The 21,791-nt window shown below is 69.4% G+C and carries 21 protein-coding genes and 1 pseudogene; 7 read left to right on the plus strand and 15 right to left on the minus strand.

Going from position 1 to position 21,791, the window contains the following annotated elements; all coding sequences use genetic code 11:
- Positions 1–29: 29 nt before the first annotated feature.
- On the minus strand, positions 30–1,349 hold the full coding sequence (locus OG588_RS03820; RefSeq protein ID WP_405946025.1) for an aminotransferase class I/II-fold pyridoxal phosphate-dependent enzyme: 1,320 nt from the start codon (positions 1,347–1,349) through the stop codon (positions 30–32).
- Positions 1,350–1,650: 301 nt separating this feature from the next.
- Between OG588_RS03820 and OG588_RS03825 the strand changes: the two genes are divergently transcribed.
- Positions 1,651–2,163, plus strand: coding sequence for a hypothetical protein (locus OG588_RS03825; RefSeq protein ID WP_405946026.1), 513 nt, complete (start codon positions 1,651–1,653; stop codon positions 2,161–2,163).
- A gap of 34 nt (positions 2,164–2,197) precedes the next feature.
- On the opposite strand, the gene OG588_RS03830 is transcribed toward OG588_RS03825, so the two are convergent.
- Positions 2,198–2,581 carry a VOC family protein gene (locus tag OG588_RS03830; RefSeq protein WP_405946027.1) on the minus strand — a complete coding sequence of 128 codons (384 nt, stop codon included), beginning with the start codon at positions 2,579–2,581 and terminating at the stop codon, positions 2,198–2,200.
- 603 nt (positions 2,582–3,184) lie between these two features.
- Here OG588_RS03830 and OG588_RS03835 point away from each other — a divergent pair.
- Positions 3,185–3,501 (plus strand): annotated as a pseudogene (locus OG588_RS03835) (transposase family protein); the annotation flags it as partial.
- On the opposite strand, the gene OG588_RS03840 reads toward OG588_RS03835, so the two are convergent.
- The 7 genes from OG588_RS03840 to OG588_RS03870 all read right to left on the minus strand — a co-directional run bounded on the left by OG588_RS03840 (position 3,410) and on the right by OG588_RS03870 (position 9,334).
- Positions 3,410–3,763 carry a DUF664 domain-containing protein gene (locus tag OG588_RS03840; RefSeq protein ID WP_405946028.1) on the minus strand — a complete coding sequence of 118 codons (354 nt, stop codon included), beginning with the start codon at positions 3,761–3,763 and terminating at the stop codon, positions 3,410–3,412. The pseudogene OG588_RS03835 and the gene OG588_RS03840 sit on opposite strands and share 92 nt — an antisense overlap.
- 112 nt (positions 3,764–3,875) lie before the next feature.
- Entirely contained in the window at positions 3,876–4,394 is a 519-nt protein-coding gene (locus OG588_RS03845; protein WP_405946029.1) for a DUF402 domain-containing protein, read from the minus strand.
- Positions 4,395–4,417: 23 nt separating this feature from the next.
- Positions 4,418–4,582 carry a hypothetical protein gene (locus tag OG588_RS03850; protein WP_405946030.1) on the minus strand — a complete coding sequence of 55 codons (165 nt, stop codon included), beginning with the start codon at positions 4,580–4,582 and terminating at the stop codon, positions 4,418–4,420.
- A complete protein-coding gene (locus OG588_RS03855) occupies positions 4,579–5,940 on the minus strand; it encodes a glycine cleavage T C-terminal barrel domain-containing protein (protein ID WP_405946031.1) in 1,362 nt (453 codons plus the stop codon). The genes OG588_RS03850 and OG588_RS03855 overlap by 4 nt, the downstream gene beginning before the upstream one ends.
- Positions 5,941–6,114: 174 nt before the next feature.
- Entirely contained in the window at positions 6,115–7,245 is a 1,131-nt protein-coding gene (locus OG588_RS03860; protein ID WP_398843527.1) for an MBL fold metallo-hydrolase, read from the minus strand.
- Positions 7,246–7,381: 136 nt separating this feature from the next.
- On the minus strand, positions 7,382–8,293 hold the full coding sequence (locus tag OG588_RS03865) for a LysR family transcriptional regulator (RefSeq protein WP_366094529.1): 912 nt from the start codon (positions 8,291–8,293) through the stop codon (positions 7,382–7,384).
- Positions 8,294–8,998: 705 nt separating this feature from the next.
- Positions 8,999–9,334 carry a hypothetical protein gene (locus tag OG588_RS03870; RefSeq protein WP_366094528.1) on the minus strand — a complete coding sequence of 112 codons (336 nt, stop codon included), beginning with the start codon at positions 9,332–9,334 and terminating at the stop codon, positions 8,999–9,001.
- 13 nt (positions 9,335–9,347) lie between these two features.
- Here OG588_RS03870 and OG588_RS03875 point away from each other — a divergent pair, with 13 nt between their 5' ends.
- From OG588_RS03875 to OG588_RS03895, 5 genes are all read left to right on the plus strand, one after another.
- A complete protein-coding gene (locus tag OG588_RS03875) occupies positions 9,348–10,352 on the plus strand; it encodes a substrate-binding domain-containing protein (protein ID WP_366094527.1) in 1,005 nt (334 codons plus the stop codon).
- On the plus strand, positions 10,349–11,953 hold the full coding sequence (locus OG588_RS03880) for a sugar ABC transporter ATP-binding protein (protein WP_405946032.1): 1,605 nt from the start codon (positions 10,349–10,351) through the stop codon (positions 11,951–11,953). Before OG588_RS03875 ends, OG588_RS03880 begins: the two co-directional genes overlap by 4 nt.
- Positions 11,953–12,981: an ABC transporter permease gene (locus OG588_RS03885; RefSeq protein ID WP_366094525.1), complete on the plus strand. Its 1,029-nt coding sequence runs from the start codon at positions 11,953–11,955 to the stop codon at positions 12,979–12,981. Before OG588_RS03880 ends, OG588_RS03885 begins: the two co-directional genes overlap by 1 nt.
- 49 nt (positions 12,982–13,030) lie before the next feature.
- A complete protein-coding gene (locus tag OG588_RS03890; protein WP_398843536.1) occupies positions 13,031–13,636 on the plus strand; it encodes a TetR/AcrR family transcriptional regulator in 606 nt (201 codons plus the stop codon).
- An 88-nt stretch (positions 13,637–13,724) separates the two neighbouring features.
- The gene (locus tag OG588_RS03895) at positions 13,725–14,855 is read left to right on the plus strand and encodes a cobalamin-independent methionine synthase II family protein (RefSeq protein WP_405953046.1); all 1,131 of its coding nucleotides are present in this window, start codon (positions 13,725–13,727) and stop codon (positions 14,853–14,855) included.
- A gap of 229 nt (positions 14,856–15,084) precedes the next feature.
- Here the strand turns inward: OG588_RS03895 and OG588_RS03900 are convergent, their stop codons facing one another.
- The 6 genes from OG588_RS03900 to folP form a co-directional block, all read right to left on the minus strand.
- Complete coding sequence (locus tag OG588_RS03900; protein WP_398843539.1) at positions 15,085–16,152, minus strand: chorismate-binding protein; 1,068 nt, start codon at positions 16,150–16,152, stop codon at positions 15,085–15,087.
- A 76-nt stretch (positions 16,153–16,228) separates the two neighbouring features.
- Positions 16,229–17,092 carry a bifunctional 5,10-methylenetetrahydrofolate dehydrogenase/5,10-methenyltetrahydrofolate cyclohydrolase gene (locus tag OG588_RS03905; RefSeq protein ID WP_329352309.1) on the minus strand — a complete coding sequence of 288 codons (864 nt, stop codon included), beginning with the start codon at positions 17,090–17,092 and terminating at the stop codon, positions 16,229–16,231.
- A 245-nt stretch (positions 17,093–17,337) separates the two neighbouring features.
- Positions 17,338–18,246 carry a formyltetrahydrofolate deformylase gene (gene purU / locus OG588_RS03910; RefSeq protein ID WP_329352308.1) on the minus strand — a complete coding sequence of 303 codons (909 nt, stop codon included), beginning with the start codon at positions 18,244–18,246 and terminating at the stop codon, positions 17,338–17,340.
- Complete coding sequence (locus OG588_RS03915) at positions 18,243–19,115, minus strand: methylenetetrahydrofolate reductase (RefSeq protein WP_366094521.1); 873 nt, start codon at positions 19,113–19,115, stop codon at positions 18,243–18,245. The genes purU and OG588_RS03915 overlap by 4 nt, the downstream gene beginning before the upstream one ends.
- 243 nt (positions 19,116–19,358) lie before the next feature.
- The gene (locus tag OG588_RS03920; protein WP_329352306.1) at positions 19,359–20,702 is read right to left on the minus strand and encodes an aminomethyl transferase family protein; all 1,344 of its coding nucleotides are present in this window, start codon (positions 20,700–20,702) and stop codon (positions 19,359–19,361) included.
- A 105-nt stretch (positions 20,703–20,807) separates the two neighbouring features.
- Positions 20,808–21,779 carry a dihydropteroate synthase gene (folP, locus tag OG588_RS03925; protein ID WP_405946033.1) on the minus strand — a complete coding sequence of 324 codons (972 nt, stop codon included), beginning with the start codon at positions 21,777–21,779 and terminating at the stop codon, positions 20,808–20,810.
- Positions 21,780–21,791 lie beyond the last annotated feature (12 nt).

Consider the following 21,791-nt stretch of genomic DNA (forward strand, 5'->3'; position numbering starts at 1 on the left):
TGCGATGAGGGGCGGGGAATGCGTGATGGTCAGGTGGCCTTCGAGTGCAACTCCGCGACAGCGGCGGCGAGTTCGGCCGCGAAGGCCTCGGCCTGCGGTTCGGTGAGGGTGGCGGCGGTGACCCGGATCGCGCCTTGGTGGGCGGCCGGATCCGGCGCGAAGAGGTGACCCGGCCGCACCGCCCAGCCCCGCCGCGCGAGGTCCGCGACGGCGGCCCGTCCGTCGACGTCGAGTTCGACCCATACGTTCAACCCGTCGGGTCGGTACGGGACTTCGATGCCCTGGGCGCGCAGCCGCTCGACAAGTAGGCCGCTGCGCCGGGCGTACAACTCGCGGGCCCGTTCGTGGAGTTCGTGGACCCGGGGATCCAACAGGAGTTCGCGGGCGGTGTGTTGCAACAGCCGGCTGACCCAGGTGGTGCCGGCGCTCAGCCGTGCCTCCAGGCGCGCGGTGGTCCCGGCATCGGCGGCGACGAGGGCGAGCCGCAGATCCGGTCCGAGGAACTTGGACACGGATCGCACCAACGCCCAGCGTGTACTGCCCGGCGGGGTGACCCGGTGGTACGGCCGCGCGGAGACCGCCGAGAAGTGGTCGTCCTCGATCACGAGAACCTGGGGATGCCGCGCGAGGATCGCCCGTAGGTCGGCCGCCCGTTCCTCGGTGAGACTCGCACCGGTCGGGTTGTGGGCGCGGGGAGTGCAGACGACCGCGCGGGCACCGGCCGCCAGTGCCGCGCGCAGCGCGTCGGGGCGCATGCCGGCGCCGTCGACCCGGACGGGCGCGGAGCGGTAGCCGCCCAGTCGCAGGGTGCCGATGCTCGCCAGGAAACAGGGGTCCTCGATCGCGACCAGATCCCCGCGGGTGAGGTGGGCGTTCAGCAGCCGCTCGGTGGCGTCCACCGCTCCGTGCGTCACCAGCGTGCGGAACGGCTGCTCGATGTCCTCGGCGAAGTCGGCGCGGGCCCAGGTGTCCAACTCGGGGTCGATCGCGGGCGCGCCGTACAGCGGCGGGCTGTACTCCCCGCGCCGGGCGGCGCCCAGGAGGTCGGGCAACAACAGCGGGTCGGGGTTACCACTGGCCAGGTCGACGCAGTCACCCCCGGCACCGACGCCCTCCCGCGCGAGCTGCGGCACCGCCGCCACCACCGTGCCGCCACGCCCCCGCGTCTCGGCCACGCCCGCTTCGACGAGCCGCCGGTACGCGAGGGCAACCGTGTTCCGGTTGACCCCCAACTCACCCGCGAGCACGCGCACCGGGGGCAGGCTCGCCCGCGGCGCCAACTCGCCCGAGGCGACCTGGTCCCGCACACTCCCCGCGATCTCGGCCGCGGTGGTGCCCTTGATGCGCACGTGATCAACTCCGCCCGTACAGAGACATTCGTCCTATGCCAAAGATTGTCCTAGGCCAAACATACGGCATGGGTGGGGGGCGCATGTTCATGTGTCGCGAGGTCGGTGTCGCGAGGCCATTTGTCGCGAAGTTGGGTGTCGCGAGGTCGGGGTGCGGACAAGGGCCGACCACGCCTCGGCCGGCGATGCCGGTACCGCTACGGTGTGCGCGTTGCCGCGCCGGATATGAGAACCGGATACGAGAACCGGATATGAGAAAACGTGGGGACCCATGCCCTTGAGCCAACCCCGGAGACTTCCCGTGTGGCCGTTCGCGGTCGGGGGCTCGGCACTCGCCCTGGCCGTCCTCGTGGCGGTCGGCACCTGGGTGTACGGCGTCTACCGCATGTCGGACCCCGTGCCGCCCGTCCTTGGCGCACGCGTGGAAGGCGGGACGATCGTCGTCAAGTTCCCCGTCTGCCCCACGGACGTGATCCAGCGCGTGGAGGTCACGAACTTCGACGACGACACCAGCGCGAATCCGCACATCCTGTGGTGGGCCGCCACCCCCACGACGCCATCGGCCAAGAAGGGGATCGCCAGGCTCTGGTCCGGCGAGGGGTTCGAGCGCCACGCCCCGGAACCGGCCCGGTCCGCCGTCCCCCGCAACCTCGACATCGGGTACGTGGATCCGTCGGGCGACGGCCGGGACGGCGTCTTCACGCTGCGCACGATATCCACGGCGAGACTGCAGGCCGGACAGTACTGGACCGACGACGGACCCAAGACCGCCGCGCAGATCGATGCCCAACTCACCTGCCACCGGGGCGGTTGAGGAGGCGACGCCCTGGCTCAGGACGCCAGTTCCGCTACGGCGCCAGGGTGCGCAGGACGTCGAACTCGTTGCCCTCGGGGTCGGCCCTGACCACCCAGTTCCGGTCAGAGCCCTGGCCCACATCGGTCGTGGTGGCGCCGAGGGCGAGCAACCTGGTCACCTCGTCCTCGGTACTGCCGTCGATCGGACTGACGTCGAGGTGAAGTCGGTTCTTGACGGTCTTTCCCCCGGGCACCTGGATGAACTGCAGGGTGGGCGGCATCTGACGGGCCCGCACATCCTCGACGGTCGGCACCCAGGAACCGATCTCGACCTTGCCCTCGCTCCGGTCGGTCACCTTGAAGTCCAGGACCGCGCACCAGAACGCCGCGAGCCGCTCCGGATCACGGCAGTCGACGACCAGCTCGGAATCCCGCACAGCACTGGAACAGCGGCCTGCGCTGGAAGTTCCCTTCCGTACCCGTCATCGACATAGTCGTGCTCGAGGTGAAGACCGAGCACATGCCGCGTCTGTGACAGATGCCGCGGCCTTCAGCGGCTGCGTTGAGGCGTTGCGAGGGGCCGACGTAGTTGTGGGCGGTCTGGCGGGCCGCCGTCGTTGGTCGGCCCGGAGGCGGCAGGAATGGCGCATGAGCCGGACGGTGATCCGACGGGCACCAGGCGCGCCCATGAGCGTCGCAGCTCGTGACCTTCGCTCCCGCAAGGTCAATACTTCCCATAAGGGCTCCCCCGCCGCCCCTCGCCGACCAACTCCAGAGACCTGACAGCCCGTCATCAAAGTCAGCATTGAGTCAGCATCAGCCCCGCCGGAACCCACTTCCGACCGCCACGAGCCGCCGAGATCAACAACCGACACGCCCCCTCCCTGACCAGCAAAGGCACAGCTCAGGGGCACATATACCAGCCTTGCCAGGAGGTATTCATGAAGATGCTGATCAACGTCTCGTAGTTTGGTGCGGCCGCAGGTCAGGGCCATGCTAAAGCGCGTTGGAGAAGGCTGTGATCTGGGCATTTCACTTGTATGCGTGGGGTGTTGAGGGCTGAGCCGCTGTGGGTGGAGACGTTCACGGGGCTACGGATGACGCAGTTCGCGCGGTTGCTGAAGGTGGTGCGGGAGCGGGGGTGGCGGTCTACTACCGCACGATCCTCACCATGCGACAGCTCGCGCCGTTGTTCGGGGTCTCGCCGGCGACGGTGTGCAGGGTCATCCAGCGGCTCGGCCCACTGCTCGCGAACGTGCGGGTCATCATCGACGCCGACACCCGCCTGGTTGTGGCCACCGCCCGTCCGGCCCCGGGCAACAAGGCCGACGCCCAGGTCTGGCGCGGCTCCGGTCTTCATCCCTCCAGTCCCGGACCTCTGCATCGGTCCACTCGCCGGGAAGTGCCCGTCCCGCAACAACGATCTGAAACCACCTGCGCTCCCAGAGGGCCGAGTGTTTGAGCAGGCCCATCAAGGACAACGAGCTCACCGTCGGCGTCATGCGGGCACCCACGTCAGAGACACCGTCGAGTTTCCTCAGCAGATCGGCGCGCTGCTTGTCGAGAAAGCCACAGAGGGCCTCGCGCTCGGTAGCGGTCGAGAACTGATTGGCTGTCATGTCCCGGACGCTACCGGACCATGAGGGCAGATCCCCGACCGGTGCTGCTGGTAGCTATCCAGCACGAAGATCACGATCTACAGCTGAATCACCAGGAACCCTTGATTCGGCCTCATCCGATATCGAAGGGCGGCAGCTCAGCCAGGTTCGCAATGGCAGCCGGCGGGAAGTCCGGCCATGAATTCGGCGCGTCTTGGTTCAGGTTGCGCAGGTGCTTGTCTATGAAGTTCTGAGCATTGCGCAGGACCTTGATTGTGGTGGCGGCATCGATGGCACCGTCCTGGAGCGCTTCAGCGAGTTCGTCGAGGTCCAGCACTTCGTAGCGCCGACTGGCTGGGGGGACGATGATGTCCAGGTAGAGGTCATGGACTGCCAGCCGTTTCGGACCCACTTCCTCCAGTTCGACCAGATCGATGTACCAACCGCCTTCGAGCGCGTCGACGAAGGTGACTGGCCTGGTGATCTGTATCCCTTCGTCGGCGATGACGAAGCAGCGATCGGTCGTGGGCCGGCCGGGAACCTGCCACGGAGGAAGGATCTCCATGTCGTAGGCCACGATGTTGTCGCGGGTGCGCACACCGGAGCACCATTGCCCAGTGCGGTGGTGGACACGTACATCTTCCAGGACCATGAATCGCAGTATGACTGCGGCGGTCACGTGCCGAGGAAGACGTAGCCGCGCTTGTCATAGCGAGTGGCGACCGCGCGGTGCCGCTTCAGGTGGTTGCTCGCCCGTTCGACGGTGTTGCGTTTCTTGTACCGCGACGAAGTGCGGGCGAGAGAGGCGGTGGAGATCCCAGAGCGAGGCGAGGCGGTCACAGTGCGGTGACGTCGGTGCGCCGGTTGTCCGGCTTGAACGGCAGCGTGGTGACCGTCGCCCGGATCTCCCGCTGCGGGGTGCCCGGTCGGCCCCACAGGACGGCGACCTCCGTGCCGGGTGCCGTGTGCGCCGGGTCGAGTACGCACAGGGAGATCATCGCCCGCAGCGTCGGGCTCACGGTGCGGCCCGTGGCCACGCCCACCGGATCGCCCGACACCAGCACCTGGTCGAAGTGGGGTCCGCGACCACGGGGCAATTCCATCTGGTCGGGCAGTTCGGTCTCGCTCAGGAGCGAGGTGAGGACGCCGGCGACGTCCTGCTCGTTCCAGCGCAGACCCACCAACTGCCTTGCGGGTACGCCCCTTTCGGCATCCCGGACGAGTGCGTCCCGGCCGATGAAGTCACGGTCGGGGACGCCCTTGCGGAACCCCCAGCCGAGTTCGCCCGGCTTGCGGAAGTAGTCGGTCACCCCGCCCACCGGGACGAAACTGCCGGTCGGCACACCCTTGCGAAACTGCCTCGGCGCACCCGGCGTGAGGATCGACGCCGGCAGATAGTCAAGGCCGTTGGTCGCGATCCCGGCCTCGATGTGCTGAACAGGTTGGGCGCGGAAGCCCAGTTGACGGATGCCGACGTCCTGGCCGCTCGCCACGACCGCCGCCCAGATCTCGTTGGCGTGTTCGGTGGGCCCGTGCAGCTCGTACCCGAGTTCGCCCGAGATCCCGGTGCGCAGGACCCGTACCGGGACCCCTTCGACCGTCGACATACGGCTGCGGCTGAAACCGATGTCGCGGAGATCGTCCCCCGTCAGTTTCTCCAACGTGGCCAGGGACGCCGGACCTTGCACGCCGAAGATGAACCGGTCGGCGCTGATGTCGGTCGCCGCCGCATCCCAACCGCCGAGGCTCAACTGCCACAGCAGCCAGTCGCAACTGCCCGCGGTGTAGACGAACTCCTCGGGGCCGAGTCGGCACAGCACGCCCTCGGAGGCGATCCAGCCGTTCTCGTCGAGCTGCACATGGTGCTTGATCTGCCCGGTCTCGAAACGGGACAGGTCCCGCATCCCCAGCCGGCTCAGGAACGCGAGCGCCTGCGGGCCGTGCACCTTGACCTTGTGCAGCGAGGTCCAGTCACCGACGTAGCACGAGCCGACGTGGGCGGCGCTCTCCTCGACCCAGTCCGCGTACTCCTCGGGGAGCAGGATCTGCGCGAAGCGACCGTAGGTGCCCCGTGTGTTGCCCTCGTCCTGGGCCGCGGCGGCCGGGCTGAACATCGCCGGGCGCTCGGTGACGAACGGTGCGTCGTTCAGCCGGAGGACCGCTTCGTAGGTACTGCGCTGTTGTGAGAGAAGGTCCATTTCACTCTCCGTCGAGTGGCCGTCGTCCAGGGTGTCGTCCGGAGCGGCACCCTTGTGCTAGATCGATTAAGTCGGACCGTAACAGGCGTTTCGGGGCGGGGCGAGAGTCGTGACACACCGGTGATCGGTCCCACGGCGCAAGCAATGCGGAACTTCCGCGCAACGCCGGGTTGTTCAGGATCGGCGGGGCCCGCGCCGTCGTACTGGCAGATGCAGCAGGTCCGTGCCCAGCACCGTCGATCCGCCGAAGTCGGCCCGGCGTGCGCTGTCGCGGAGCAGCCGTCGCCAGGTCGCGTCGGAGACCACGGTCTGCTGGCCCGGGCCGAGGTGGGTGGCGACCAGCGTTCCCGCGTTCGACTCGGCGGCGATCCGGCCGAGTTGGGCCACGTCCGTGTGGGTCGAGAGGATGTGGTCGATCAGCGCTTGGGGCAGGCCCAGGCTCGCGAGCCCCGCCGGGTAGAGGGCTTCGTGGACCAGGACGTCCGCCCCTGCCGCGAGCGTGATGATGTTCGGGGTCGGCGCGGTGTCGCCGGAGAAGACGACGCTGCCGTGGTCGGTGTCGAAGCGGTAGGCGTAGGCGGGGAAGACCGCGCCGTGCGGGACGAGGACGGCGGTGACCTTCATGTCGTCGTTCTCCATGACGGTGAACGGCGCCATGGTCGGCGCGGAGTTCGTCGCCGAGGCGCCGGCGCCGGACGGCGGCAGTATGTCGTGGACGTGCAGCAGGGTCGCGGGGTCGATCCCCGCGTGCTCGGTCATGAAGAAGGTCGGCGAGGCCGCGTACGCCTGACCCGCCAGCTTCGTCATCTCGACGGTGCCCGGCACGATCCCGGGAGCCCCGGCGACGGTCGACGCGATACCGGCGGAGCCAGGGCCGTAGACCTCGATCGGGCTCTGGAAGCCCTGCGCGCCCGAGGCGCCCGCCGACAGCAGCGGGAACGAGTAGTAGTCGACGATGTGGTCCGCGTGCAGGTGGGTCAGGAAGATCCCGGCCAGCGAGGGCATCGACAGTCCGGCGCGCAGATACTGGGTCACCGCTCCGCGACCGCAGTCGACGACATACGTTCTGCCGTTCACCGTCAGCGCCGACGAGATGCCGTATCGGGTGGCCAGGGGCGGTGGCCCGCCGTTGGTGCCAAGTAGCGTCAGGGACAGGCCCGTTCCGGAGGGCGCGGATCCGGTGTTCGTCGCCGCCGCGGCCTGCTCGGCGCCGAGCAGTGGTACGGCGACGGCGGCAGCGGCGGACGCCGCCATCGCGCCCAGCATCGTCCGGCGGGACGTCGGTTCACCCAGGGGTTCGCACATGAAGAGACAGCTCCTTCGCGGCTCGATTCGCGTTGCCACAGTGGCCACACCGAGCACGACTGTCCATCAGTCGGTACAAAATATGAGTTCCCTTGACGAACTGTAAGATTTCGCACCGCGCAAGTGTCGGCGGATGTCAGCGGCCGATCGTGGGAATCGGGTTCTCCGCGAACCACTGTGCGAGGTAGTCCAGGAAGACCGTGATCTTGCGCTGGGTACCCGGCCCGGGCCCGTGGATCGCGTAGAGCGGCCGGTCGGGTGTCGCCAGGTGGGGCAGCTGGACCTGCAGGGCCCCGGAGACGAGATCGTCGTAGACGGACCGCTGCGGCAGCAGGGCGATGCCGCGACCGTGGACGGCCGCCTTCTGCAGGGCGATGTAGGAGTTGGACGAGAAGGCCACGTTGCGGATCTTGTGCAGCGTGGAGGTGGGGCCGTGTCCGATGCGCCAGACCGGGTCGTTGACGTGCACCAGGCAGTCGTGGGCGGCCAGATCGTTGGGGTGGGTCAGGGGGCCGTGTTCGTCGATGTACGTTTTCGACGCGCACAGGACGAAGGGCAGCGAGGCGATCTTCTTCAGCCGGACGTTGGAGTCCCTGAGGTCCCGGGTGTGGAACGCGAGGTCGAAACCGCCGTCCAGGAAGTCGTAGGTCCGGTCGGACATGCCTCCCAGTTCGAACCGGATCTGGATCTTCGGGTACGCGGCGGAGAACGCGGCGATGGCGTCCCCGAGGTCCAGGCTCCCGATCCACTTCGGGCAGATGATGCTGAGCACGCCCTCCGCCCGATCGTGCAGATCCGCGATGTTGGAGTCCTCGGCCTCGATCTCCTTGATGATGCGGGAGGCGAACTCGGCGTACCGCAGGCCCGGTTCGGTCAGGCTCACCGAGCGGGCCGTGCGGTTGACCAGCCGGACGCCGACCTGCCGCTCCAGCTCGGCGACATGCCGTGACACGAGGGATCCCGACGACCCCAGCGCTTTGGCCGCGCCGCTGAAACTGCCGAGGTCGGCAACGATGACGAAACAACGCATGAGAAGCAGACGGTCCATGGCGGTCCTCCGGTCGTCCACGGCACCGGTGTCCCTCCGGACCGCGTCGAACATGGGGCGATGCAGTTGGGCGGAGCCGTCTCGCAGGCGGCGAACCTGGACGGCGCACGATGACAGAGCGGAAGACCGTCGGGGTCACATCGGCCAACACGCCTACCATCACTATATCGATCTAGTAAAGGTAACAGAACCCACTCGCGACCGCGAGGCCCGAGCTGCGGGCTTCGACCGAGCCCGGCCCACGGGGCGCGAGGCGGACCAAGGGAACTCGCCCAGGAACGAGTCGGATCACATCCGCGGCAACCAACGAACAACCGGCTTCCGGCTTACGCACGCGCGGACGGTGCTTCGGAGTCCCCGGCAGCCTCGCCACAAGCCCTTGGGGAGACCGCGGCCCGTGCGCGACTCGCAAACTTAACTTGTTGCCGATGCGCTTCCGCGTACCTGCCGGCGTGCACACACTTTCGGCCATTGACGGGAATGGGTCCGCGAACTGGGCCTTTGTGGCAGGCAGGGGTTGACGATGCAGCTCGTGATCACCGCTCGGCACTCGGTTCGGACGCGGAGGAACGATCCGTCGAAGGGCTCGGCGTCCTCGTGGCTCCGAGTCGGGAGTCTTCGGCTACCGGACGACCGCGCGATCCGAATCGGTCTGCGGTCTTTGTGATCAACGAGCGGTACGTGGACGAGGGCGCCTCGGTGGCCTCACCGGGCCACGGTCCGCTCCGCGATCAGGTTCAGGTGTGAGGTGCCGCCGCGGCTCAAGCCACGGCCCAGGGCCCGAACGCACTCGCCTCGTATTTCTCCGCCCACGCAGTGACGGTGGGCGGTTCCAGACACCACCGACGTCCGCTCAAGGCAGTGCGGACGCTCGGCCATGGAGGCATAAGCAATGGCGCTTATCAGAAAAAACTGGCTGGCCTCGTGCACGGCTGTGTTCGCCGCGTCGGCGATGCTGGCAGGTTGCGGCAGCTCCGGCTCCGGCTCGAGTTCCGGCTCCACCACATCGGGCAAGGACAGTTCCGCATCGGGGCTTGCCAAGGCCGAGAAGAACGTGGCGGCCCTACAGGCCATCGCCAAGACCTACCCCGTGCCCACCGCGAGTGTGGCGGGCGTGGACAAGTTCAAGGGCCGCAAGGTCTTTTACATCCCGATCGTCCAGCAGGTGCCCGCCTTCGTCGCCACAGCCGGGTCGACGAAGCAGGCGCTCTCCAAGGCCGGCCTCTCGCAACAGGTGTGCGACGGCAAGGCCCAGCCGACCGCGATCGCCTCCTGCGTCCAGCAGGCGATCACCGCGGACGCGGCCGGGATCATCCTGGACGCGATCCCCTACGGCATGGCGCAGAACGCCCTCGACGCCGCGAAGGCCAAGGGCATCCCGATCGTCATCGCGGACCAGAACCCCCCGGCCGGAGTCAAGAACAGCAACCAGGTGAGCTATGTGCCGGGTGCGAGTTCTCAGCCCACCGCGATGGCCTGGTGGATCATCGCCGACTCCAAGGGCAAGGCCAATGTGATCATCGCGCAGAACGCCGACAGCCCCACAGCGCTCAAGATGGTGGCCGACTCGCTGCCGATCTACAAGAAGTACTGCCCCGGCTGCAAGGTCACGGTCAAGCAGATCACCGCCTCGACGCCGGCCCTGCTGGCCTCGAAGGCGAGTTCCAACGTGCTGAGCAACCCGAATGCCGACTACTACTACACCGAGTTCGAGGACAGCCTCCAGCCCACCCTCCAGGGCGTCCAGCAGTCGGGGCGTTCTTCGAGCATCTCCGTGTCCACGGCGGCCGGCACGGTGAACGGACTGGGCCTGATCAAGAGCGGTTCGGTCAAGGCCGTCGTGGCCGCGGACCAGCTCTACATGGGCTACGGCGTGACCGACGAACTCCTGCGCATGATGACCGAGTCCGGGCCCATCGACGAGGCCCAGCCCATACGGCTGTTCACCAAGCAGAACATCGGCAGCATCAAGGTGACGGCCGCGGCCCAGGCCTCGGGTGAGTGGTTCGGCGACGGTTCCTTCCAGGCGGACTTCGCCAAGCTCTGGGGCATCGGGTGACGAACGAGGCGCACACCGTGAGCGCCGGTTCGCGGACCGACCCGCCGGACACGGCACCGCGCCATCGTCTCGAAGTGGCCGAGCTGTCCAAGGCGTTCGGCTCGACCCGGGCCCTTCGCGAGGTCCATCTGCGGATCGCCCCCGGGGAACTGCACGGGCTGGTCGGCCAGAACGGGTGCGGGAAGTCCACCCTCGTCAAGATCCTCACGGGCGTCTACGCACCCGACCCGGGAGCGTCCATCGCGGTGGACGGGCGGCAACTGGCGCTGCCGGTCCGCCCGATGCAGCAGCGCGAGGCGGGAGTCTCGGTCGTCCATCAGAACAGCGGACTGGTGGACGACCTGACGGTGTGGGAGAACGTGCGGCTGGGGCACTACCGGGCAGGCCGGCTCTCGCGGCGGATCAACCGCCGCGAGGAGCAGCGGGCGACCGAGCGGGTCCTGGCCCGGCTGGACCGGCCCCTGGAGGTCGGCCGTCAGGTCGGGCAGCTCTCGGCGGAGGACCGGGCCGTGGTCGCCATCGCCCGGGCGGTGCAGGACCACCGCCCGGGGGGTGGGCTGATCGTCTTCGACGAGTCGACACGGGCGCTGGGCAGGTCGGCGCGGGCCCGTTTCTTCGAGCTGGTCCGGTCGCTCGTGGACGAGGGCACCTCGGTCCTGCTGATCTCACACCAGCTGGAAGAGGTCGTCGAAGCGACCGACCGGGTCACCGTGCTGCGCGACGGCGCCGTGGTCGAGGCGGGCCTGCCCACGAGCGAGGTGGACGAGGTCTCGCTCACCCGCATGATGCTCGGACGTCATCTCGTCACGCACCGGCGGGTCGGGAGCCAGGTCAAGGACGAGGTCGTCGCCTCGGCGCGGGGTCTCGCGGTCGGTCCGGTGACCGGGCTCGACCTCGACGTCCGGCGCGGCGAGATCCTCGGACTGACCGGGCTGATCGGCTCGGGATTCGTCGAGACGGCCGAGGCACTGGCGGGCGCACGCCCGGCCGACGCCGGCACGCTGTCGGTCCACCGGCGCGAGCTCGCGCTGGACCGGAAACGTGGCTGCACCGAGGAGTTCGTGGACGCGGGGGTGGCGTTCGTACCCGAGCGCCGCCTGGAGGCGGGGGTGGCCGGCGAACTCTCGGTGGCGGACAACCTGACACTGCCACGCGTGCGCGGCCGCGGCAGTCGGCTGCGGACCGGCTCCGCGTGGCAGGCCGAGGAGACCGCCGCGATGATCGCCAAACTCGACATCCGGCCCCCGCACCCGCAGGCGCCGGTCCACACACTGAGCGGCGGCAACCAGCAGAAGGTCCTGTTGGGCAAGTGGCTGGCCGGCGCACCGAACCTGCTGGTGCTGCACGAACCGACACAGGCCGTCGACGTCGGCGCCCGCCACGACATCATCGACGCGGTCCGGGAGGCGGCGCGGGACGGCTGCGGAATCGTCCTCGCCTCGATCGACCCCGTCGACCTCGCCGTGCTGTGCGACCGGGTGCTGGTGTTCCGCGACGGCCGGGTCGCCAAGGAGCTGAGCGGCGAACTGGAACAGGACGCCATCGTCCAGGCGGTCTTCGGCGACGACACACAACCTCAAGAAAAGGGGCAGGGAGACTGATGGACGTCACCAGCCGGCAAGACACCGACACACCCCCTGCCGAGCCGAAGGCGGCACCGGCCGGGAAGCGGACATCGGTCTCCGCCCTTGCCGGGCAATTCGCGTCGCGCTACTCGGTGATCGGCATCTGGGTGGCCATGATCGCGGTGTACGCCGCCGCGGAACCGGGGGTGTTCCTGACCAAGGGCACCTTCCAGACCATCTTCGGCTCCCAACAAGCCCTGGTGTTCCTCACCATGGCCCTGCTGTGCACCGTCTGTGTCGGGGAGTTCGTGGACCTGTCGGTCCCGGCGGTCTTCGGGTTCTCCGCCACGATCCTGCCCGTTCTGGTCGTCGAGCACGGATGGGGAGTGTGGCCGGCGGCGTTCGTGGCCGTCCTGGGCGCGATCGTGGTCGGCGTGGTCAACGGCCTGCTCGTCGTCGTGGTCGGGGTGAACACCATCGTGGTGACCCTGGGAATGGGCACCTTCCTGGGCGGCATCGCCCTGTGGCTGTCGCACCTCAACACGGTCAGCGGTCTGCCGACCGGGTTCGGCAAGATCGCGTTGTACTCCGTGGGCGGACTGCCGATCTCCTTCTACTACGGCGTGGTGCTGGTGGCCGGCTTCGCCTATCTGCTGGCGTTCACACCACTGGGCCGCCATATCCGCTTCGTCGGAGCCAACAGAGAGGTCAGCCGGCTCTCCGGCATCCGCGTCAACCGGATCCGCTTCGGCTCCTTCGTCGCCTCCGGCGCCCTGTGCGGTGTCGGCGCGGTCATCTCCGTCGCGGCCCTGGGCGGCTACAACCCCACCACCTCCGACACCCTGCTGCTGCCGGTCTTCGCCTCGGTCTTCCTCGGCACCGCGATCGTCCTGCCCGGACGCTTCAACCCGATCGGCACCTTCGTCGGTATCTACTTCCTGGCGACCGGCATCCTCGGGCTCCAACTGCTGGGTCTGGAAGCGTGGGTCTCCTCGGTCTTCTACGGAGGTGTCCTGGTGGCAGCGGTCACCATCTCGACCTTGCTGCGCCGCCGCGGTCCGTGACCGGCCCGCCGGCACCAGCAGGCAGGCACCTAACATGGCCGGTGTGAGGATGACTGCGACGGACCGGCGACAACTCATCACGCGGGCTGCGGGTGAGCTGTTCATCGCGCGCGGCTACGCCGGTGTCTCCATGGAGGACGTTCTGACGGCGGTGGGGGGCTCCAAGGCGACCCTCTACCGCTATTTCACCGACAAGAGCGCCCTGTTCCGCGCGTCCGTGGAGGCGCTGTGCGACGAGTGGTCCCAGCCGCTGCACACGTTCACGCCGGGCAGCGAGAACCTCACGGACACCCTGGTCGCGCTCGGTGAATACTTCGCCGGCGTCGTCCTCACACCCGAGGCGATCGCCCTGCACCGCCTGGTCACCTCCGAAGCCGTACGCATTCCCGGGCTCGGCGAGGTCTTCGCCGAGCACGGGCCGAACGCGGGCCACGCGGTGCTCGGGCGCTGTCTGCAACAGGCCTGCGACGACGGGCTGATCAAGGTCGAGGACCCGGTGCGAGCGGCGGAACAGCTCTACCAGGCCATGCTCGGCCACGCCCAGATGCGACTGCTGACGGATGCGCCGGTCAAGCTGACCGACGCCGAGGTCCATGCGTCCATCAACGAGGCGGTACGGGTCTTCCTGCACGGCGTCTCCGTCGACCCGGTCTGACCTTCCCCGGTGGAGCCCGCCGTACCCGGCACATGCCTTGCCCTCGAAGCGTACTGGACCGTACAGTACGGTCGCCCGAGTGTCAGGCATGAAGGGACGGCCGATGCCGACGACGACGATCCGAGCCGAACATGTGGGAAGCCTGCTGCGCCCCGAGCAGCTGCTGGCGGCGCGCGCCGCACGCGAGCGCGGCGCACTCTCCGACAAGGAGCTGTCGGAGCTGGAGGACCAGGCGGCGACCGCCGCGGTGAAGCTGCAACTGGACGCCGGGATACAGGTCTTCACCGACGGCGAGGTGCGCCGGGACGACTTCATGGCCTCGGTGGTGGAGACGGTCGGCGGGCTGACAGCCGCCGAGGAGTCATCGGCCCGTCCACGCTGGATCCGTGACAGTGACGGCGCCGAACTCGAAGGCGACGTCGCGTCGGTGGCCATCACGGAGCCCCTGTACCGGCGGACGCCGCTGTCCCTCGCCGAGGCGCGCTGGCTGTCCGGGAACGCACCGGGGCCGTACAAGATCACCATGGCCAGTCCGACAATGGTGGCGGGCTTCTGGCGGCCGGGGATCTCGGACGGCGTCTATCCGACCCGGCAGGACGCGGTGGCCGCGCTGGCGGACATCTACCGGCAGGACATCGCCGAACTGATCGACACCGGGGTCTCCTGGCTGCAGCTCGACTCGCTCGCCTACTGGGCCAACATCGACCCCGAGGCCGCCCGGATGCGCCGGGTGACGGACCTGGAGGGGCATCTCTCCCACATCATCGACACGGACAACGGCCTGATCCGGTCCGCCCGTTCACGGCGCCCCGGCATGACCGTGGCCATGCACTTCTGCCGGGGCAACATGCGCAGCGCCTGGTCCGCCCAGGGCGGCTACGAGCCCATCGCCGAGCGGGTGTTCGGCGAGGTCGAGGTCGACCGCTTCCTCCTGGAGTACGACACGGAGCGTTCCGGTGGGTTCGAGCCACTGCGCTTCGTGCCGCCCGCCAAGACCGTCGTCCTCGGGCTGGTGTCGTCCAAGGTGGCGGAGTTGGAGTCGGTGGACACACTGCGGCGGCGCATCGACGAGGCCTCGCAGTATCTGCCCCTGGAGCAGCTCGCCCTCAGTCCGCAGTGCGGGTTCGCCTCGACAAGCCAGGGCAATCTGCTGACCGTCGACGACCAGCGCCGCAAGCTGGAACTCGTCGCCGAGACGGCACGGCTGGTCTGGGGCTGACGGCGGAACACCGCCCCGGGGCCCGATGTGGCGGGCCGGCCCTCGGGGGCCGGGGCGGGCGGGGCCCAAGGCACCGTAGCGGCCAGGGGCTGGGAGCCGTGGCGGCCGGGGCAGGTGCCGGGGCAGGCGAGGGCTCGGGCTCGGTAGCAGGTAGGGCTCAAGCGCCACAGTGGCCGGGGGCTCGAGCGCCGGGGTGAGCGGGTACTCAGACACCGCGGCCGGCGGGTACTCAGACGCCGGGGCGGGCGACGAGCCGTTGGTGCGGCTTCGCGTCGTAGGGCGAACCGTTGGACGCGATGGTCAGCAGCCGCTCCGCCTTCAACTCGGTTTCCTGCCACTCCCGTTCGGGGTCCGAGCCCCAGGTGATGCCCGCTCCGGCGCCGAAGTTGAGACGCTGCCGGGCCCGGTCGATCCAGAACGTGCGGATGCCTACGGCCAGTTCGCCGGTGCCGCGATCGGCGTCGACCCAGCCGATGCCGCCGCAGTACGGCCCGCGCGGCGCGGTCTCCAGGGCGGCGATGATGCCGAGGGCGCTCTCCTTCGGGGCGCCCGTGACGGATCCTGGCGGGAAGGTGGCCGCCAGCAGCTCGGGCCATCCTGCTCCGTCCCGCAGTTCTCCGCGCACCGTGGAGACCAGGTGGACGAGGCCGGGATGGCGTTCCACCGCGCACAGGTCCGGCACGGTGACGCTGCCGGTGGCGCACACGCGCCCGAGGTCGTTGCGGACCAGGTCGACGATCATCACGTTCTCGGCGTGGTCCTTCTCCAGCAGATCCGCCTCGGTGCGCCCGGTGCCCTTGATGGGGCCCGACTCGATCAGGCGTCCCTCGCGGCGCAGGAAGAGCTCGGGGGAGGCCGTGGCCACCTCGACTCCGAGGCTCGGCAGTCTGATCAGACCCGCGTACGGCGCGCGGTGGCGCGCCGCCAACCGGTCGGCCAGCGCCTCGATGTCGGCATCCGCCGCCAGGGGCGCCGACAGTACGCGGCAGAGGTTGGCCTGGTACACCTCCCCGCGCGCGATGTGCTCACGGATACGCCGCACGCCCTCCATGTAGGTGTCGCGATCCAGCGACGTGGCCCACATCCCGGGCGCGGGCCCGTCCCATCGGGCACCTCGGACGGGGTACTGCGCGGCGGGTCGTACGTCCCGGAAGCGGGCGCAGGTCAGACGCCCTTCGAAGTCGGCCACGACGGCCCAGAAACCCTCGGAGTCGAGCGCGGCGGGGTCATGGGTGACGTCGATCAGGCCGGTCGCCACCCGGTCGCCGAGCCGGGCCAGCGGCGGGAGTTGCATCATGTCCGGCACCTTTCCTGAGCGCGGACGAACAGCGCGGGTACGCGGCACCACCCTGGGCGCCGACCGCCCGACTCGCTTATGCGGGTACGGTCTTGGGCACGGCGTTCCACTCGGCCGCCCGGAGCGTGTTGACCATCAGCATGGCGATGGTCATCGGACCGACCCCGCCCGGTACGGGCGTGATACGGCTGGCGATGCCGTCGAGTTCGGCGACGCGGACGTCACCGGTCAGGCCCTCGGGCGTGCGGTGGATGCCGACGTCGATCACGGTCGCGCCGGGCTTGACGTGCTCGGGTCCGACGAGACCCCGTACTCCGGTGGCGACGACGACGATGTCGGCGGGGCGGGTGACGGCGGCGAGGTCGGCGGTGAACTCGTGGGCGACCGTGACGGTGGCGCCACGCCGCAGCAGCAACTGGGCCAGGGGGCGGCCGACGAGTTCGCCCCAGCCGACGACGGCGACGCACGCGCCCCTGAGCTCGATGCCTTCGGCGTCGAGGAGTTCGATGACACCGCTCGGGGTGCAGGGGCGCAACCCCCGTTCCCCGCGCGCCAGTCGGCCGGCGCTGGCCGTGGTCAGACCGTCGACGTCCTTGGCCGCGGGGATCCGGTCGATCAGGGTCGCGGCGTCGAGATGGGCGGGCAGGGGCAGTTGGAGGAGGATGCCGGAGACCTCCGGGTCGGCCGCCAACTCGTCGATGACCGCGGCGACTTCGTCCCCGGAAGCGTGCCGGGAGAGGTGCCGGTGGAAGTCGCGCATGCCGGCCTCGCGGATGGCGCGGCGTTTGGCGGCGACGTAGACGGCGCTGGCCGGGTCGTCGCCGACCAGGACGGTCGCCAGCCCGGGCACCCGTCCCGAGGCCGCGGCCACGGCGACCCGTTCGGCGACCCGGGCCCGGATGTCACGGGCGATCCGGGCCCCGTCGATGGTGGTTGTCATGATGGCGAACCGCTTTCTGCTGGTGAACGCTTCACCCGGTGAAGAGGACCGTGTACCGAGGTCTCGGACGACCGACCGCCGCTGTACGGCACCGGGGCCGGGGCGGCGGTGAGGACCGGGAGCCGAATCGCGCGCGACGCGGGGACTCGCCGCGTCCGCCGCCCCGGGTGACCCGGCGCTCGACAGGACCGTCGGCCACGAGGCCGACCTGGGTCCCGGTCGGGGCACGTGGGACGAGAGGGGGTTCAGGCGAAGACGATGGTGTGCTTGCCGTTGCGGATGACCCGGTCCTCGGCGTGCCACAGCACCGCGCGGGAGAGGACCGCGCGTTCCACGTCGGCGCCGCGCCGGGTGAGGTCGCCGGCGGTGTGGGCGTGGCTGACGCGCACCACGTCCTGCTCGATGATCGGGCCCTCGTCGAGGTCCTCGGTGACGTAGTGGGCGGTGGCACCGACCAGCTTCACGCCGCGTTCCTTGGCCTTGGCGTAAGGGCCGGCGCCGATGAAGGCGGGCAGGAAGGAGTGGTGGATGTTGATGATGGGCACGCCGACGCGCTCGATGAAGTCGCCGGAGAGGATCTGCATGTAGCGGGCGAGGACGACGAAGTCGACGTTGTCCTTGAGCAGCCGCAGGTGCTCCGCCTCGGCGGCCGACTTGTCCGCTCCCATGGACGGGACGTGGAAGAAGGGGATGCCGAACGACCGCACCTCCTCCGCCGTGTCCGGGTGATTGGAGATCACCATGGCGATGCTGACCGGGAGTTGACCCTGGCGATGGCGCCAGAGCAGGTCGAGCAGGCAGTGGTCGGACTTGGAGGCGAAGATCGCCACCCGCTTCGGCACCGACATGTCGCGCAGCGTGTAGCTGAGGCCGTACGGCTTCACCAACTCCTTGTCGAAGTCGGCGCGCAGGCCCGGCAGTTCGGCCCGCAGACCGTCCAGTCCGAACACCGTGCGCTGGAAGAAGGCGCCGCCCTGCGGGTTGTCGGAGTACTGGTCGAGGGAGACGATGTTGGCGCCGTGCCGGCCGAGCACCGAGGTCACGGCCGCGACGATGCCGGTGGCGTCGGCGCCCTGGACGATCAGCGACGCCTGATGCCCCGCTCCCCCGGTCTTCCGGGCGGTGGCGGTGGGGGCGGCCTGCGTGACGGTCATACGAGGTTGTCCTTCCTGAACTGGGCGATCCACTCGGACGTGGCCCGCAGGCCGCCGAAGGTGTAGAAGTGGATCTTTATGTCTCCGTGGCGGGCCGGGTCGTGGCCGTCCGCGAGCGCGCGCAGGAACTTGTCGGGGCCGGCGGTGCCCATCAGGTTGGTGATGGACAGGCCGTACTTCTTGGCGATGGAGGCGCTGGTGCCGACGCCGAACCGGGTGGCGTAGGACATCAGGCGCCGTACGCCGGCCGGGCCGGGGACGCCGATCCGGACGGGGAGGGTGATGCCCTCCGCGCGGACCTTCTCCAGCCAGGCCAGGACGGGATCCACGTCGAAGCCGAACTGGGTGATGACGCTGCCGTCGAGTTCCTGCCCGGCGATGGACGCGCTCTTGTCGCGCAGCGCGGACCACAGCGCGTCCCCGGCGATGTCCGGGTGGCCTTCGGGGTAGCCGCTGATGCTGACGTGCCGGACGCCGTACTCCCCCAGCAGTCCCGTCTCGATCAGGGCGAGCGAGTCCTCGTAGGGGCCCTCGGGGCGGGTGGGGTCGCCGCCGACGGTGAAGACGTTGGCGCAGGTGCCGTCGGCCCGGAGTCCGGCGAGGAACTCCTCGAACTCGGCCTGCGAACCGAGCCGGCGGGCGGAGATGTGCGGTACCGGCACGAAGCCGAGGCGTTTCACCGCCCGGGACGCCTCCAGGCGCATGGCGAGGTTCTCGTTGCCGAGAAAGGTGACGTTGATGCGGGTGCCCTGCGGGATGGAGTCCCGGGCCTCCTCGAGCTTCGGGACGTCCTTGCCTGTCATCTCCAGGGAAAAGTCCTCCAGCAGCGATGTGCTCACCGCCGCCGAGGCTGTGCTGAGGGGGTTCATCGTGCTCCTTGTCGATAGGGAAGGGGGGCCGCGGGGCGCGTGGCCCGACCTCGGCAGGGTGGGGGCGGCGGACGGCCGGACGCGTGACTCCGCCTCCGGCCGCCTGCCGTGGGTGATGCCGAACAGCTCCGGCGACGTCCCCGCGCCCCAGAGGGGCGCGGGGCGGTGTCGATGTGCGGCTCCGCCGGCTGGGCGCGCCCAGCCCCCACAGACCCGCAGACGAAAAGCCGGCCGCGCGGAGCGCTACGCGTTACGCCGGTACTCCGTGCGCGCGTGCCGGTCGAACGGGCTGACCTGAACGGTGGCGCGGATGCGCGGGAACCCGAGGTCGGCCTCGGGGTCGGTACCCAGGCCCGGGTGCTCGCCCCAGACCACAGTGACCTCGGTGCCGGGCTCGGCGTGGGCGGAGTCGATCAACGTCTGTGCCAGGACGGTGCCGACCGGGTCGATCGACGCGGTCTGCATGGTCGCGCCGACCAGTCCGGCCGAGGTCTCCACCCGGTGGCGGGCGTAGGTGAGGACGAAGCCGGGATCCGCTCCCCCGCCGACCACCCGGCGCACGTCGTCGGCGTCGAACACCAGCGTGACCTTGGTGCGGCGGGGCTCGTCCTTCGCCTTGAGCAGGGCGTCGCGGCCGTGGAAGTCGTGCCCGAAGTGGATCAGCTTGCCGTAGCCCAGCTCGTACGGGGAGACGTAGTAGTCGGCGATGTCCTCCGAGAAGTAGCTGCCGTTGAGGGGACGCTTTCCCTCGATGCCGAACAGGGGCAACCAGGCGCGGTATTCCGCGAGTTCGGGGTCCGCGTAGATACCCGGGACCGGCGAGGGGATCCAGCCGCTCTCCACGCTCGGCGTGGTGTACGCCAGCGCGCCGACCTGCACCAGGCCCAGCGGCTCACCGGCCTTGAGGAACGCCTCGTGCACGTACCCCGCGTGCTCCCACGGGCCGATGAACTCGTAGCCAGCCTGCCCGGCCATGCCGTGGCGCAGCGCCTCGAAGGAGCGGCCGTCCAGGGTGACCGGCGTCGAGTGGAAGAACTTGGTCTCCGGCAGCGGCCCGCCGAAGACCTTCTCGATCAGCTCCAGCGCCAGCGGACCCTGGATCTGGTAGCGGAACAGCTTGGGGTCACCGCCGCCGGGACGGAAGGCGGAGGACGTGTCGGTCTCGAAGGCGACGTCGTAGCCGCCCTTCTCCGCGTGGTACTGCACCCAGTGCTGGGCGGCGGGGACACCGCTGAGGAGGTACTTGTTCTCGGCGCGCCGGGCGAGGATGCCATCGGTGACGATCTTGCCGTCCCGGGTGACCGGTACGTACTGCTTGGCCTGGCCGATCGCGAACTTCTCGAAGTTGTTGGCGCCGTACTCGGCGAGCACGCGGGTGGCGTCGGGGCCCTCGATCCACAGGTCGTACATGTGGTGCGAGAGGTTGAGCAGTGCGACGCCCTCGTGCCAGGCCGCCTGCTCCTGACGCCAGCCGGCGTACTCCCGCTCGACCACCTCCGGGGTCCACGGCTCGGCGTTCGGCTGCCACAGCAGACCGATGGGCGAACCGGCCTTGTCGATGCCGTCCTGAAGACTGGGGATTGCCATTGCGGCTCCTCTCAAAGCCATCTCCCTGAAGTACTAAATCGATCTAGTGACGCGGCTCGTCACAATCGACATATTCAGGGAGGAAAAGGGGATCGCTAGAACGATCTAGCGCAAGCTAGCAGACGGGTTTGGAGCTTGGCGAGACTCGTGCAGGACCTTTCTGCACTGGCTCCGCACGACGATCTCCGACTCCGAGGGCAGGCGGTCGCCCGCCCAGGCGGCGGTCACACACACCGCGTGCAGGCTGGAGCGGACGTCGTGCACGCGCACGCAGAACGCGCCGGCCGCGGCGGCCAGCGCGGACACCGCCGCGGTGGCCGCGTCACGGTCGCCGGGCGCGGAGTCGATCCCCGCCCGGTCGCTCAACGCGGCACCGATGAAACGCTTCCTGGACGCCCCCACCAACACCGGGAACCCGGCGGCACGCAGGGTTGGCAGATGCGTGAGGAGTTCCCAGTCGTGGGCCGCGCGCTTGGCGAACCCGAGTCCGGGATCAATGATGATGCGCCCCGGATCGATTCCGGCCGCGGTGAGTGCCTCGACGCGGCGCAGCAGTTCGGAGGTGACGTCGCCGACGACGTCGCCGTAGACCGCGTGGCGGTCCATCTCACGGCTGGGCGCACGCCAGTGCATCGCGACATACGGCACCTCGGCCGCCGCGACGACGGCGGCCATGGCGGGATCCGCCAGTCCGCCGCTGACGTCGTTGACCATGCACGCGCCGGCCTCGATCGCGGCGCGGGCGACCGCCGCGTGCATGGTGTCCACACTGACGGCCACCTCCGCGCGCACCAGTTCCCGCACCACGGGCACCACGCGGGCCAACTCCGCCTCCACCGGGACGGGTTCGGCTCCCGGCCGAGTGGACTCGCCGCCCACGTCGACCAGGTCCGCGCCCTCCTCGGCGAGCCGCAGGCCCCGTTCCACGGCCTGTCCGGTCTCGGCGTACCGACCTCCGTCGGAGAACGAGTCCGGAGTCACGTTCAGGATGCCCATCACCAGACATCGGTCGGGCTGCGGGAGCCCCGCCGGGCCTCTCGGGGGTGGTTGCGCGAACGCGCATCTCATGTCGATCATCGGTCGAACGAC

The organism is Streptomyces prunicolor, assembly GCF_045162825.1.
Classification (GTDB): domain Bacteria; phylum Actinomycetota; class Actinomycetes; order Streptomycetales; family Streptomycetaceae; genus Streptomyces; species Streptomyces prunicolor.

Bases quoted from the DNA above. Each gene is read 5' to 3' on its own strand.
- OG588_RS03890 (WP_398843536.1), top strand. From the start codon at position 13,031: ATGACTGCGACGGACCGGCGACAACTCATCACGCGGGCTGCGGGTGAG.
- OG588_RS03865 (WP_366094529.1), bottom strand. From the start codon at position 8,293: ATGGACCGTCTGCTTCTCATGCGTTGTTTCGTCATCGTTGCCGACCTC.
- OG588_RS03845 (WP_405946029.1), bottom strand. From the start codon at position 4,394: ATGGTCCTGGAAGATGTACGTGTCCACCACCGCACTGGGCAATGGTGC.
- folP (WP_405946033.1), bottom strand. From the start codon at position 21,779: ATGATCGACATGAGATGCGCGTTCGCGCAACCACCCCCGAGAGGCCCG.
- OG588_RS03860 (WP_398843527.1), bottom strand. From the start codon at position 7,245: ATGTGCGAACCCCTGGGTGAACCGACGTCCCGCCGGACGATGCTGGGC.
- OG588_RS03885 (WP_366094525.1), top strand. From the start codon at position 11,953: ATGGACGTCACCAGCCGGCAAGACACCGACACACCCCCTGCCGAGCCG.
- purU (WP_329352308.1), bottom strand. From the start codon at position 18,246: ATGACCGTCACGCAGGCCGCCCCCACCGCCACCGCCCGGAAGACCGGG.
- OG588_RS03920 (WP_329352306.1), bottom strand. From the start codon at position 20,702: ATGGCAATCCCCAGTCTTCAGGACGGCATCGACAAGGCCGGTTCGCCC.
- OG588_RS03905 (WP_329352309.1), bottom strand. From the start codon at position 17,092: ATGACAACCACCATCGACGGGGCCCGGATCGCCCGTGACATCCGGGCC.
- OG588_RS03915 (WP_366094521.1), bottom strand. From the start codon at position 19,115: ATGAACCCCCTCAGCACAGCCTCGGCGGCGGTGAGCACATCGCTGCTG.
- OG588_RS03855 (WP_405946031.1), bottom strand. From the start codon at position 5,940: ATGGACCTTCTCTCACAACAGCGCAGTACCTACGAAGCGGTCCTCCGG.
- OG588_RS03840 (WP_405946028.1), bottom strand. From the start codon at position 3,763: ATGACAGCCAATCAGTTCTCGACCGCTACCGAGCGCGAGGCCCTCTGT.
- OG588_RS03895 (WP_405953046.1), top strand. From the start codon at position 13,725: ATGAAGGGACGGCCGATGCCGACGACGACGATCCGAGCCGAACATGTG.
- OG588_RS03900 (WP_398843539.1), bottom strand. From the start codon at position 16,152: ATGATGCAACTCCCGCCGCTGGCCCGGCTCGGCGACCGGGTGGCGACC.